The organism is Streptomyces sp. NBC_00569, assembly GCF_036345255.1.
In the GTDB taxonomy this organism is placed as follows: domain Bacteria; phylum Actinomycetota; class Actinomycetes; order Streptomycetales; family Streptomycetaceae; genus Streptomyces.
The window spans coordinates 8452872-8465792 of the sequence record NZ_CP107783.1; the positions used below are offsets into that span (position 1 = coordinate 8452872).

Sequence of the window (12921 nt, forward strand, 5' to 3'; positions counted from 1 at the left end):
AGGCGGCGAAGGGCGCCTGACCGGAGGTTCTCAGCGAGGGCGCGACCCGGTCTCGTACGTGGTGGTGTTGGCGGCGTGCCGGGCGGCGACGTAGCCGAAGGTCATGGCGGGGCCGATGTTGATGCCACCGGACGGGTAGTGGCCACCCATCACGTTGGCCTGGTCGCAGCCTGCCGCGTACAGGCCGGGGATCGCCTCGCCGGTCGCGTTCAGGACCCGCGCGCGGTCGTCGGTGTTCAGGCCTGCGAAGGTTCCGAAGCTGCCGGGCAGTACCTTGATCGCGTAGAAGGGGCCCTTCTCCAGTGGAGCCAGGGACGGGTTGGGGCCGTGCGCGTAGTCACCGGAGCCGCGGTTGAAGGGGGTGGTGCCCCGATGGAAATCGGGGTCCTCTCCCTGGCGTGCGTGCTGGTTGAACTCGTCGACGGTGAGCCGGAGTTGGGCCGGGTCGATGCCACAGGCCTGCGCGAGTTCCTCCAGGGTGCGTCCGCGCGTCATGTATCCGTTGCGCAGGTAGGGCCACTGGGGGACCGGGAACGGCTTGGCCATGCCGAAGGGGTAGCGGCGCTGGAACCGGTGGTCGCAGATGAGCCAGGAGACCACTTCTTCTCCCTGCGGGGTGGCGTCGATCATGGCGGTGACGTAGTCGTGGTAGCCGTTCGCCTCGTTGACGAAGCGTCGGCCGTCGCGCATCACCGCGAGGAGACCGGGTTTTCCGCGGTCGACGATGTGGGGGAAGGTGCCGGTGCGGCCGTTGGGAAGCTTGACGGGGGAGACCGGGCACCAGGCGGCGGGGGAGGCGCCGGTGGTGTCGAGGACGCCGCCGACCTCCTCGGCGAGGCGAATGCCGTCGCCGGTGGTGGCGGCGGGGGCGAGGGCCTGGTGGTCCACGCCGGTGCCCTTGGGGAAGAGGGCGCGGCGCCGCTCGTCGTCGTGCGGGAAGCCGCCGGTGGCCAGGACCGTGCCGCGGCGGGCGTGGATGGTGACGTCGCCCCGCGGGGTGGAGACCACGGCTCCGTTGACCTTGCCGCGTTCGGTGAGCAGGCGTGTGGCGGGGGCGTTGACATAGAGCTTCACGCCCAGGTCCTCGGCGGACTTCGCGAGTCGGGCCACGAGCGCCGGCCCGTTGACCAGGTGCATACCGCGCCGATGCGTGACGAGGCCCAGTGTGTGGAGGGCGACGCGCCGGGCGGCGTGGAGGAAGCCCTTGACCGAGGTGGTGGCGTGCAGGAAGTGCTGCAGGTCCGGGCCGGCCATGATGCCCATGCCGAGGAACGAGGTCTCGTACATCTGCGGGCGCAGTTTGCGGCGCAGGGACTTGCTCAGGCGGCGGGCGTTGATCGGCTCGGGTCCCACCTGACGGCCGCCGGCGCTCGCACCGGGCTGCCACGCCTGGATGTCGGCGATCTTGGCGCCGTTGACGAAGCGCAGGCTGGTGTGGTCGTGGAAGAAGCCGACCATGTGGGGAGCGGCCTCGAGGAAGGCGTTCACCCGTGTCTCGTCGAATTCCTTGCCCAGGACGTTCTTGAGGTAGGTACGCGGCTGGTCGATGTCCTCGACGAAGCCCTCGGCCTGGGCGAGGGGGTGGCGCGGTGTCCACATCCAGCCGCCGGACCAGGCGGTGGCGCCGCCACAGACCGGGTCCTTCTCGACCACGACCACCTTCAGGCCGTGCCAGGCGGCGGTGACCGCGGCCGACAGGCCGCCGGCGCCCGACCCGATCACCAACAGGTCGCAGTCCAACTCCCTTGCTGCCGCCTGCCCGTGACTGGACGTGGTGGTGGCTTGGGCACTCATGGGGTCTCTCTTCCCGCCGGTGTGTTGTCCCGGCGTATTGCTTGCTCGCGTGCTGATCTGCCGCCGGTCGGGCCGACGTCACCTTCTCGGGTGGGTCATACGGGCTCGTGCCGTTGGTCCGTGGAGGCCGCGGACGTCCATCGGTAGGCGAACAGGCCGGTGACCAGGGCGGCGAGGGCGAGTCCTGCCAGGAGCAGGGCCACGCCGAGCCAGTCGCCGTCGTGTCCGGCGAGAGCGGTGGCGACCAGCGGGATGAAGCCGCCGACCGCGCCGGCCAGGGCGTAGCCGAATCCGGCGCCGCTGTAGCGCACGGAGATGTCGAACATGCCGGTGAACCAGGTCTGTTGCACCGCGGTGGAGATGTTGTGGCCGAGGTTGATCAGGGCGAAGAAGGCCAGTGTCATCAGCACCAGGGAGCCCGAGCGCAGGGACAGGAAGAACGGGACCGCGGCCGCGGCGGCGCAGAGGGGGCCGGCGACGTAGAACCAGCGGACTCCCACGCGGTCGGCGAGCTTGCCGTAGACGGGGGTGAGGAACGAGGCGAGGGCCAGCGCGATCATCGACGCGGCCAGCACCGTGCTCGTCGGGTGGTCGGTGTAGTTCTCCACGTAGACGAGGGAGAAGGTGAAGGCGATGTAGAAGCAGCCCTGATCGACGAGGCGCATGCCGATCACCGCGAGGATCCGCAGGGGCGAGGTCTTCAGCGCCACCCAGAGCGGTGCCCTGGTCTGCTCCCGCTTCTCCTTGGCCTCGGCGAACTCGGTGGACTCCGCCACGCCCGTGCGGATGAGGAGGCCGGCGACGGCGAAGACGAGGCTGATCAGGAAGGGGATGCGCCAGCCCCAGGACTCGAACTGGGCCTGTGTGGTGAGCGCCTGCATCAGGGAGAAGACGGCGGTGCCGAGCAGCAGGCCGATGAAGGAGCCGACCTGGACGCCGCTGGCGAGGAAGTTCTTCTTCCCCGGCGGGGCGCTTTCCACGGCCATCAGGGCGGCGCCGCCCCACTCTCCGCCGACCGCCACGCCCTGGATCGCACGCAGCAGCACCAGGCAGATGGGGGCTGCGATGCCCATCGCCGCGTAGGTGGGAAGTGCGCCGATCGCGGCGCTGGCCAGACCCATGATGAGCACGGTGAGGAACAGCATCTGCCTGCGCCCGATGCGGTCACCGAAGTGGCCGAAGATGGCGCCGCCCAGCGGCCTGAAGACGAATCCGACGGCGAACGAGGCCATGGAGGCGAGAAGCCCGACGAACTCGTCGTGCGAGGGGAAGTACTGCGGCCCGAAGATCGTCGCGGCGGCGATGCCGTAGAGGAAGAAGTCGTACCAGTCGATCACGGCACCGGTCATGCTGGCCGCCGCCCGGCGTCGCGGTGAGGCGCCACCAGGGGGGTGCGGGCTGTCCATGGAGACAACTGTGGTCTCCATGGGCCCTGCGTGAGAGTTGTTGTGGGGCATCGTTGCTCCAAACCTGGGCGGCCATCGATCACTGCACGGGCCGTGAGAGTCGAGTCCTGCTGGGCAGGAAGTCATTGACACTGAGATGACTACGTAGTCATTCTGGTTCGGGCAGCGTAGGAACGTCATCTGCGCCGCGTCAATACCCGCACTCGATTGGTGGTTCAAATACGTGGACGTCACGTTCGGGCTCGCTCACTTGTCGGCCCTGCATCTGGATCCGCCCTCCCTGGTCACCGCGGCGAGCGAGGCCGGCTTTGCCGCGGTCGGTGTGCGGGTCTTCCCCGCCACCGGGACCGAGGCCCGCTATCCGATCGCGGCGGGGGCGCCGATGACAGCCGAGACGGTTCGGCGTTGTCGCAGCACCGGTGTCTCGGTCCTGGACGTCGAGGCCTTCACCCTCGACGGAGCGCGCGGGCCCGCCGAGTGGATGCCCGCGCTGGAGGCCGGGGCAGAACTCGGCGCGCGCATCCTGAACGTCATCGGGGGAGACCCCGATTCGTCCCGACTGCAAGACACACTTGCCGTGTTGGCGGCCGACGCGTCCCGCTTCGGTATCCGCCCCTGCCTCGAACCGATCTCCTACCAGTGCGTCGACACCGTCGCGAAGGCCGCGCGGCTGGCCGAGGGGACAGGGGCCGGGATCATGCTCGATGTCCTGCACTTCGTGCGCGCGGGCGGCACGGTCGCCGACCTCGAAGCGCTGCCCACCGGGGTCGTCGAGGTGATCCAGCTCTGCGACGGCCCGGCCACGGTCCCCGACCTGCCCACACCGACGGAACTCCCGCTCGGGCAGAGCGTCGACGGTTCCTCGCGGCAGATCGAGTCCCGGGCGCATCGCCTGACACCCGGATCGGGGGTCTTCCCTCTGAGCGACATTCTGCGCGCGCTACCGAATGTGCCGATCAGCGTCGAGGTACCCAGCGCCGCCCGGGTCGCGCGCGAAGGCGCCGGAGCGCACCTCAAGGATCTCCACCGGGCCACCACCACACTGCTCACCTCCCCCGACACTGCAGGAGTCCGCTGATGACCGAGCTCGTCGACACCTCGGCCCCCACAACCGACTACTGGCCTGGCCGCTACCGCGACCAGGTCGTCCTGGTCACCGGCGCGGCGGGCGGACTCGCCGCACCCACCTGCCGGCGCCTCGCCCGTGAAGGTGCCACCGTGATCTGCACGGACGTGGCGGGCGACGGGGACGGCTCCTCTCCCGAGACATGCCTGTCCCTTGATGTCACCGACCCGGAAGCCTGGTGCCGGGTCGTCGCCGACATCATGCGCACACACGGGCGGCTCGACGGCGCGCTCCTGGCCCACGGAGTGCAAGGCCCCGAGACACCGATCGACGAGACACCCAGGGACGGCTGGCAGCACACCCTCGCCATCAACCTCGACGGCTGTCTGCACGGCCTCAGCGCCGCCCTGCCGGCGATGCGCGCACGCGGCTACGGACGTGTCACCATCCTGTCCTCCATAGCCGGCCGCGAAGGCAACCCGCACCAGGCCGCCTACTCCGCGTCGAAGGCCGCTGTCATCTCCCTGGTGAAGACCGCGGCAAAGGAGTACGCACGCGACGGCATCACCGTCAACGCCGTCGCCCCCTCGATGATGCGGACCCGCATGCTCGAGGACCTCAGCGAGGAACGCAATGCCGCGCTGCTCGCCCGGGTACCGATGGGCAGGGTCGGCACACCGGAGGAATTCGCCGCGCTCGCGGCCTGGCTGCTCTCGCCCGAGGCCAGCTACACCACAGGACAGACCCTCGACCTGAGCGGCGGGCGCAACACCGCCTGATCCTCTGTTCGTTCACGCCGGCGCGGCGGTCGTGCCCCGCTCGATCAGTCGCACCGGGAAGACCGTCTGGGAGAACTCGCTGTCTGCCCGGCCCTCGAGCCGGTCGATGAGCACGTCCACCGCCTTCGTCGCCATCTCCGTGAACGGCTGGTGCACCGTGGTGAGGTTGATCATCGACCACCGAGCCGGTTCCGAGTCGTCGAACCCGACCACGGACAACTCCTCGGGGACCCGGATCCCGAGCTGCGACGCCGCATCCAGCGCCGCGAACGCGAAAGAGTCCGTCGAGCAGAAAATCGCGGTCGGTCGCGGCTCCACCGCCAACAACGAACGGGCCATCTCCAACCCGCTCTCGTGATCGATGGGCCCTCGCCGCACGTACTCCTCCGGGAGATCCAGGCCACGTTCCCGGAGCGCGTCCCGCATGCCGTCCTCGCGCTCACGGCCATTGCTCACCGTGCGCGGGACCGACAGCATCGCGATCCTGTGGTGTCCCAGCTCGCCCAGGTGATGTGCGACCAGTGCACCGCCCGCTCGGTCCTCGCTCATGACGGTGTCCGCGCGCAGGTCCGAGAAGTCGCGACTGAGGAGCACCATCGGCATGTGACGTGCCGCCACCTGGGCCACTCCCGGGGAGTCGTCCGTCGCGGACATGAAGATCAGCCCGTCGACGATCGCCTCGTTCAGGACCTCCAGGGCGTCCGCGTCGTGCGTTTCCTCAGGGTCGCGGATGAGGGCCATCCGATAGCCGCGCGCCGCCGACCGCTCCTGGATCGCCGCGATCGCCGGCGGGTACAGGGGGCTCCTCAGGTCGGCCACGACCACGCCGAGCGCCTTCGCTCGACGCGTGACCAGCATCCGGGCCGCGGCATCGGGCCGGTATCCGAGCGCCTGCGCCGCGTCGATCACGCGTCGACGGGTCTTCTCCGTCACGGAGGGATGTCCGCGCAGCGCCCGGGACACCGTCGTCTGGGAAAGACCCAGCTGCCGTGCCAGGTCGACACTCGTCACCATGGTATGAGGATACGGCTCCACCTGCACGCCCCTGCAGCCCGCTCTCCGAAGTCGGTCTCACCGTGTGTTGTGGTCGGCGCGTGAGGCTGATGCGAACCATGCGGTGTGCGACAGGTGTCACCGACAGCCTCTCCGTCCCCGACGAGCTGCTTACCACCATGTGCACACCGGCAGTGCACTCACGTTCAGGTGGCCGGCGCCACTATGGGCCGGGAGACCGTGTTGAAGGCCGAGACTGAGGCACCCTCTTCCGGGGCCCTCGATGGCGGGACGTGCCCGAGTCGCCTGATCCCGCCCGGGTGTCCACGGACAGTGTGACGTCCGGGTGAGCGGACAGTTCGGATCTTGGTGGGCGGACAACTCATCTCCCGTTGCGGTATGACTTTTCGTCGCCCGGTTGGCGGGTCAGCCGTTCGGGGCGAGGGGCTCGACTCCCTGCCCGCTGGTGGCCTGCGTCAGTCGCAGCGAGGAGCCTTCGGTGAGCACGATGTGAGCGTGGTGCAGGAGCCGGTCGACGGCGGCGGTGGCCAAGGTCTTGGGCATGATCGAATCGAAGCCTGAGGGATGAAGGTTGCTCGTCACGATCACCGAGCGGCGCTCGTAGGCGGCATCGATCACGCGGTAGAACGCCTCGGCGGCGGCTTGCCCGCAGGGCAGCATGCGGGTTCGTCTCGTCGTTCTCGCAAGCGGCCCCCAGATCGGCGTGGACGTCATGGTCCGGCCCTCCGACCTCGCGGAAGCGGCGTCATGCGTCTGATGCATCACAGGCACGAACTTCTGGTGAAGTCCCTGGCCTATACGCCCCTCGAAGCGCATCCGCATGATGGCTGCCATCACTCCGTGACGTCGGTTATGACATCCATCGGCTCACGAAACTCTATGAGAGAGGCACCATGACAATGTCGTCCAGCGCCACAGTGTCGGATCTCGAAACCTCTGACGCCGAGCTGGTGGGCCGCGCCACCGGCCTGGTCCCGCTGATCCGTGAGTACGCCGCGCAAGGTTCCGAGGCGCGGCGAGTGGTCCCCGAGGTGGTCAAGGCGCTGGAGGACGCGGACATCTTCCGTCTGCTCGTGCCCAAGCGGTACGGCGGCCACGGGACGACGCTGCGCACCGCCGTCGACGCCGTGGCCGAGGTGGCCCGTGGTGATGGTTCGACCGGATGGATCGCCGCGCTGATGACCGTCGCCACGGGATTCGCCTCGACTGCCTCCGCTCAGGCACAGGAGGAGATCTTCGGTGCGCATCCGAAGGCGAAGCTGTGCGGCATCTTCTCCCTGGGAGGCAAGTCGGAGCGGGTCGACGGCGGCTACCTGATCAGTGGCCGCTGGCCTTACGCCTCGGGTTCCTTCGCTGCCGACTGGGGGAGCCTGGGAATCTCCCTCGAGAGCGGCGAGGCCGCGATGGCGTTGGTCCCGGCGGAAACATGGACGATCGAGCCGACCTGGTTCGTCACCGGGATGAAGGGCACGGGCAGCGACACCATCGTGATCGAAGACCACTTCGTTCCCGATCACCGGATTCATTCGGTCAAAGACCGCTCCGAGGAACGCTACCGAACGCCCCACCCTGATGACCGGATGGCTTCGATGGCCCTCAACGCGGTCGCCGCCGCCATTCTCGTCGCACCGCAGATCGGTCTGGGCCGGCACGCGCTGGAGATCACCCGGGCCAAGCTGCCCCACAAGCCGGTGGCCTACACCGGCTACCAGGAGGCAAGGCTCTCCCCCACCCACCAGATCGGCGTGGCGAACGCGGCCACCAAGCTGCACCTGGCCGAGCTGACGATGTACCGCATGTGCCTCGACCTCGACCGGGCCGCGGACGAACGCCGGCTGCCCGACCTGGAGACTCGCGCTCGGATCCGCAACGACACCGGCGTGGTCGCCGAACTGGTCAAGGACGCGATCGACCTGCTGCTGACCGCCAACGGTGCCGGCTCCTTCGCCGAGGTCAACGTGCTCAACCGCATCTGGCGGGACTCCGGGACCGCCGCCCGGCATGCCCTCGTCACCCCCGAGATCGGCAAGGAGGCCTACGGCCGACTGCTGCTCGGCAACGAAGAACCGACGATCGCGCTGTGAAGACAGCGACCATGCAGACGACCACATCTGTTCCCACCACGAAACAGAGCGGCCTGGCCGCCGACGCCACCGACTACCGACGCGTCCTCGGACACGTCCCGACCAGCGTGGCCGTCGTCACCGCAAGCGCCAGGTCCGGGCCCGTCGGGATGACCGTCGGCTCGTTCACCTCGGTCTCGCTGGACCCGCCACTCATCGCCTTCTTCGTCGACCGGTCCTCCAGCACGTGGCCGCGCCTGTACGAGGCAAGCCACTTCGGCGTCAACATCCTCGGCCACAACCACAGCGAGCTGTGCAAGGCGTTCTCCCGGCGCGGCCAGGACCGCTTCCTCGACTTGGACTGGCATATGTCGGCTCGCGGCTTGCCTCTCCTGGACGAGGCGATCGTCACCCTGGAATGCACGAGGTTCAAGGTCGATCTCATTGGCGATCACTACCAGGTGGTCGGCCGCGTCGAGTCACTGGAGCTGCGCGCCACCGATCCCCCGCTGATCTTCCTGCGCGGCGGCTTCCTGGATCTGAGTGCCTCGGGCGCAGCGTCCGGACGCGACGAAGGGGACGGATGATCTACGAGCACGCCGAACTGCATGTCCACCCGAGGGGAGGCGTTCGGCTCGAAACGGACTTCGCGGCGGTCCGGCATCTGCTGTTGGAGGCTCCCGGGTGCCGATCCGCCGAACTGCTGCGCAGCGTCGACCACCCTGACACCTACCTGCTGCGCGTCGGTTGGGAACGGCTCGAGGACCACACCGACGTCTTCCCCGGAACCCCGCAGGCGAAGGCCTTTGCCGAGGCAGTCGCACCACACTGTGTCGCCCGGCCCCGGGTCGTCCACTACGCGGCCCAGGGAGACAGTACAACCGCCGCGTGACAACCCGCAGACCGGGGGCTTCCAATGGCCTCCGCCCTCCCTCACTTTCCCTGGAGCGGTGCCCTACGACGGGCCGGCCACACCGCTCGGCCGCGGCATCAAATGGCCGGCCGGCGTCGCTTCCAAGGAGCCTGAGCGTGGAGGCACTCGCGCGCTCTGAGGTCAACTCCGTTCGCGCGCATGTGCCCTGACGAGGTTGCGAGAGACAGGAACAGGAGACACAGCATGGGTCGGATTGTCATCAGCGGCGCCTCGGGAGACTTGGGGCGCCGTGTCACGGACTTGCTTCTCAACGCGGATCCCCATCTCGAACTGACGCTTGTAACGCGCACGCCGGAGAATCTCCGCCAGCGCGAGGCGCAAGGGCTCCGGATCTGTCGAGGCGACTACCGGGAGGCCGTTTCCCTGGATGCCGCGTACGGCGGCGGGGAGATACTCTTCTTGATCAGCGGACTGAATCTCGGCCGACGAGTTTCCGAGCACCGGACTGCGATTGCCGCAGCGCAGCGGGCTGGCATTCGCCATATCGTGTACACCTCGGTGGGAGGCGTACAGCCGAATAATCCTGCCCTGTCGGCCAAAGACCACTATCAGACTGAGCTTGATCTGCGAGCGTCAGGTCTGACATATACAATTCTCAGGAATTCTCTCTATTCTGAGATTGTAAGCAACGTTCTTCTTGCGCCTGCAGTAGCAAGTGGGTTGATGGTGCAGGCAACGGGCTATGGCTTCCTTGCGCCAGTCGCGAAGCAGGATGTGGTACGTAGCGCTGCTACTTGCCTGCTACAGGCCGAGCGACATGCCGGTGCCGTTTACGAGATCACCGGCACCGAATTGCTGAACTTCCATGACATCGCGGTGATCGGTTCGGAAGTGCACCGTACCCCTGTCAAGTATGTCCCGGTGTCGGCCGAAGACCGTCTCGCCTTCTTCGATTCCGTGGGGATTCCTCGAACCTATGACCCGAACATGCCGCCGAGCGCGGACGGGCACATGTGGGCCAGCGACGAATTGGTATCAGCTGAAGTTGCCATCGCCGAGGGGTACCAAGCCATCCTGTCTCACCACGTGGAGCACATCACGGGGCAAGACGCCGAGTCACTGCGGTCTGTGACGGAGCGTTGCAAGTCATTGCGCTACGACGAGACGGATGCGGCTGTTTCGTAGCCGATCCGATCCCCCGTTTAGCCTCGATCTTTCGTGACGGCTCACTTGTTCAACGACCCTGTTGGCGAATTCCTGGCGCGTAGCATTGTCGGCTCCTGGGACTGGTCCTCGGGGGCCGATGCCGTGGCGGGTTGGAGGTCGACGATGTCGTTGTGGCTCAGGAATACGGGAGACGTGCCGGTGGAGACGGCTCGGGTCGCGAAGACCGCGTTCCCCAAGGGGAGTCTGGTGATCCGCGTCCGCGATGAGCTGGGGGCTCTGTTCGCCGACGAGGAGTTCGCGGACCCGTTTCCCGTGCGTGGCCAGATCGCCGGGTCGCCAGGGAGTGATGCGGATTCTTGAATCAGATATCGCCATCAAGGTGTCGTCCAACTGCAGGTAACGGCAGCCGAGTTCGTGCACGCCGCGGATCTGGGCCGCGTAGGCGTCAGTGAGGTCGGACCAGAGGTCATCGAGGTCGGGGTAGACGGACGCGTCGATCGCGGAGCGCCCGCCTCGGTAGTGGACCATGCTCGGCGAGGGGATGGTCAGTTTCGGTGTGACACCGTCGGCGACGGCGTCACGGAGGAAGGCGAAGGCGTCGCCGAAGATCGTGTGGTCGAGTCGTACGGTGCCGTCGATGCGCGTGGAGGGCGGCGCGAACTCGATGTCGCCGTCCTCGTTGTGGAAGCGGACGTGCAGCGACTCGTCCTCGACGCGGCTGATGCCGCCGAGGGCGTAGATGAAGTCCATGTGCTTTCGCGGTGGCGGTCATGGCTGACATCCCTTCCTCGGCTCCTCGACTACAGCCCACACCCTCACCCGGAACGGTGGGCGGCTCAACCGCCTGACGCGAGGTTGCAAGAACTCCGACAGCGGGAGCGGTACCGTCTTCGGCGCACAACGATGAGTCGCGCGCGGAGAAGTCAGGCGCACCCGACCTCGACCGAGTGGGCTGCCAGGCCGCGGGTCCCCATGTCGACGAGCTGCTCAGCGAGCGCGTCGTCGAGCGGGCTGGTTCCGAAGAGGAGGTGGAAGTAGACCGGTGCGTAGAACAGTTGGGCTGCCGCGCTCGGGTCGAGGTCGGACCGGAAGACGCCTTCGTCGATGCCGCGCCGCATCAACTTCTCGACCGCTGCTGCGCGTTCGTTCCAGAATCTGCCACGGAAGTCGGCGATCGTCTCGGGGTCGTACTGTCCTTCGGCGACGATCTGGGCGACGAGTGTGCCCATGGGCCCGGCGTAGTGGGAGATCAGTGCCTTGAGGTGCGCGAGGAGCGCCTCTCGTACCGGCACCCCTTCGGGGATGCGGGTGTGCGCGAGGTGGTTCTCCATGAAGGCGTCGATGACGACGGCTGCCTTGTTGGGCCACCACCGGTAGATCGTCGCCTTGCTGACCTTGGCCCGCTTGGCGATCGCCTCCATGGTCAGCTTCTGCACCGTGATGGCGCGTCGGCCATCACGGACGAGCAGGTCCATGGTCGCGTCGAGGATTGCTCGACGACTCGATTCGCTTCGTACAGCCACAGGGGAAATTTACCTCGGACGCGACCGTAGTTCTCGCGTCAGCGCGCGACTGGCCCTCCCATGTTACCCCACAAATGATACGAGACGTATCGAATGTGTAGTGGTGGTGCAGGAAGTCGAAGTGATGGGACGCCCCCAATGAGCCGAACGCCTGCGGCGGAGGCCACTCTTCCGGAGTGGAATGGGGGGCGAAATAGGGATTAATCGCACGTATTGAGCGCCTTGCGGGCGGGGGCTGCGGTCCGCCTGTCCTCCTTCATGGGGGTGAGGTGAGACTCGTCAGATGCGAAACGTATCGTTTCGAATGTAGAGTCACGTCACCTCTTGTAGGGAAGGAGCGCCCCAATGACGGTGTGCTTTCGACAGGCGGTTTTCGTGCCGCCTTCTGTCTCTGTCGTCGCCGAGGAGCTGGGGTTCTACGCCGACGTGGGCGTGGACGTCGAGACCGTGCTCATCGAGTCGTCCACGGATCAGCGGGACCGGTTGCTGAGCGGGAACGTCGACGTGGGTGTGACGGCCATGGACAACCTCGTGGTCTGGAATGCCGGCGGCGGGGGTCTTCGGATCGTGGCCCAGGTGGAGTCGACGACACCGCTGGAACTGGTCGCCCGGCCATCGGTGGACGGAATAGAGGGGCTGCGCGGTGCGGTGCTGGGCGTCGACGCCGTGGACAACGGGTTCGCGGTGGTGCTGCGCCATCTGCTTGCCCGGCGTGGACTGTCCACCGCCGACTACACGCTGCTGCCCGTAGGCGGTGTGCGTGAGCGCTGGGAAGCACTGCGTACGGAATCGATCGATGCGACCTTGCTGGGGCCGCCGTTGGATGAGCTGGCGGCCGAGGCGGGCTTCGTGTCACTGGCCGCCGTGGAGGCGGAGGTACCTGACTACCCCGGACAGGGTGTGGTCGCGGGACCGGCAGCACGGAAGGCGGGCGGCGACGGGCTTCCGCGGTATCTGGCGGCACTGGAAGCGGCGCGGCAATGGCTCTGCGACGCCTCCGACGAGCGGGTACGGGAGCTGTTGTCGCGGGGCGGTCACGGGCCCGCCTCGGTGCGAGCGGCATTGCGCACGCGCCCGAAGTCACTGGTTCCCTCACGTGCGGGACTGGAGCGGATCCTGGCGATGCGCGACGGGCTCGGCCTGCTGCCCCAGCCTGCGCCGGGTCTCAGCGATCTGTACGACGACGAGCTCCTCGGTGCCGAGCTGAACCGGTGACATCGGCCCGCGATGTGGCC

At 67.5% G+C, this 12921-nt stretch carries 12 protein-coding genes and 1 pseudogene; 7 read left to right on the forward strand and 6 right to left on the reverse strand.

Annotated elements, in window-relative coordinates; all coding sequences use genetic code 11:
* Nucleotides 1-30 precede the first annotated feature (30 nt).
* Both OHO83_RS38040 and OHO83_RS38045 read right to left on the reverse strand, forming a co-directional pair.
* Nucleotides 31-1794, reverse strand: a complete 1764-nt coding sequence (locus OHO83_RS38040) for an FAD-dependent oxidoreductase (RefSeq protein WP_330280472.1) — start codon at nucleotides 1792-1794, stop codon at nucleotides 31-33.
* A gap of 95 nt (nucleotides 1795-1889) precedes the next feature.
* Nucleotides 1890-3221, reverse strand: coding sequence for an MFS transporter (locus OHO83_RS38045; protein ID WP_330280473.1), 1332 nt, complete (start codon nucleotides 3219-3221; stop codon nucleotides 1890-1892).
* 202 nt (nucleotides 3222-3423) lie between these two features.
* Between OHO83_RS38045 and OHO83_RS38050 the strand changes: the two genes are divergently transcribed.
* Nucleotides 3424-4278, forward strand: coding sequence for a sugar phosphate isomerase/epimerase family protein (locus OHO83_RS38050; RefSeq protein WP_330280474.1), 855 nt, complete (start codon nucleotides 3424-3426; stop codon nucleotides 4276-4278).
* The gene (locus tag OHO83_RS38055; RefSeq protein WP_266667638.1) at nucleotides 4278-5045 is read left to right on the forward strand and encodes an SDR family NAD(P)-dependent oxidoreductase; all 768 of its coding nucleotides are present in this window, start codon (nucleotides 4278-4280) and stop codon (nucleotides 5043-5045) included. The genes OHO83_RS38050 and OHO83_RS38055 overlap by 1 nt, the downstream gene beginning before the upstream one ends.
* A gap of 12 nt (nucleotides 5046-5057) precedes the next feature.
* On the opposite strand, the gene OHO83_RS38060 is transcribed toward OHO83_RS38055, so the two are convergent.
* Both OHO83_RS38060 and OHO83_RS38065 read right to left on the reverse strand, forming a co-directional pair.
* A complete protein-coding gene (locus tag OHO83_RS38060; protein ID WP_266667636.1) occupies nucleotides 5058-6059 on the reverse strand; it encodes a LacI family DNA-binding transcriptional regulator in 1002 nt (333 codons plus the stop codon).
* A gap of 405 nt (nucleotides 6060-6464) precedes the next feature.
* Nucleotides 6465-6707 (reverse strand): annotated as a pseudogene (locus OHO83_RS38065) (ATP-binding protein); the annotation flags it as partial.
* A 245-nt stretch (nucleotides 6708-6952) separates the two neighbouring features.
* On the opposite strand from OHO83_RS38065, the gene OHO83_RS38070 reads away from it, so the two are divergent.
* The 4 genes from OHO83_RS38070 to OHO83_RS38085 all read left to right on the forward strand — a co-directional run bounded on the left by OHO83_RS38070 (nucleotide 6953) and on the right by OHO83_RS38085 (nucleotide 10181).
* On the forward strand, nucleotides 6953-8143 hold the full coding sequence (locus tag OHO83_RS38070) for an acyl-CoA dehydrogenase family protein (protein ID WP_330280475.1): 1191 nt from the start codon (nucleotides 6953-6955) through the stop codon (nucleotides 8141-8143).
* A complete protein-coding gene (locus tag OHO83_RS38075; RefSeq protein ID WP_330280476.1) occupies nucleotides 8140-8709 on the forward strand; it encodes a flavin reductase family protein in 570 nt (189 codons plus the stop codon). The genes OHO83_RS38070 and OHO83_RS38075 overlap by 4 nt, the downstream gene beginning before the upstream one ends.
* Nucleotides 8706-9014 carry an antibiotic biosynthesis monooxygenase family protein gene (locus OHO83_RS38080; protein ID WP_266667630.1) on the forward strand — a complete coding sequence of 103 codons (309 nt, stop codon included), beginning with the start codon at nucleotides 8706-8708 and terminating at the stop codon, nucleotides 9012-9014. The genes OHO83_RS38075 and OHO83_RS38080 overlap by 4 nt, the downstream gene beginning before the upstream one ends.
* Nucleotides 9015-9239: 225 nt before the next feature.
* Nucleotides 9240-10181 (forward strand): NAD(P)H-binding protein, encoded by a 942-nt coding sequence (locus OHO83_RS38085; RefSeq protein WP_330280477.1) that lies wholly within the window; start codon nucleotides 9240-9242, stop codon nucleotides 10179-10181.
* Here the strand turns inward: OHO83_RS38085 and OHO83_RS38090 are convergent.
* Nucleotides 10143-10913 carry a hypothetical protein gene (locus OHO83_RS38090; protein WP_330280478.1) on the reverse strand — a complete coding sequence of 257 codons (771 nt, stop codon included), beginning with the start codon at nucleotides 10911-10913 and terminating at the stop codon, nucleotides 10143-10145. The genes OHO83_RS38085 and OHO83_RS38090 overlap by 39 nt on opposite strands.
* Before the next feature lie 173 nt (nucleotides 10914-11086).
* Nucleotides 11087-11686, reverse strand: coding sequence for a TetR/AcrR family transcriptional regulator (locus OHO83_RS38095; RefSeq protein ID WP_266667626.1), 600 nt, complete (start codon nucleotides 11684-11686; stop codon nucleotides 11087-11089).
* 375 nt (nucleotides 11687-12061) lie between these two features.
* Between OHO83_RS38095 and OHO83_RS38100 the strand changes: the two genes are divergently transcribed.
* Nucleotides 12062-12901: an ABC transporter substrate-binding protein gene (locus OHO83_RS38100; RefSeq protein ID WP_266667624.1), complete on the forward strand. Its 840-nt coding sequence runs from the start codon at nucleotides 12062-12064 to the stop codon at nucleotides 12899-12901.
* The last annotated feature ends 20 nt before the right edge of the window (nucleotides 12902-12921 follow it).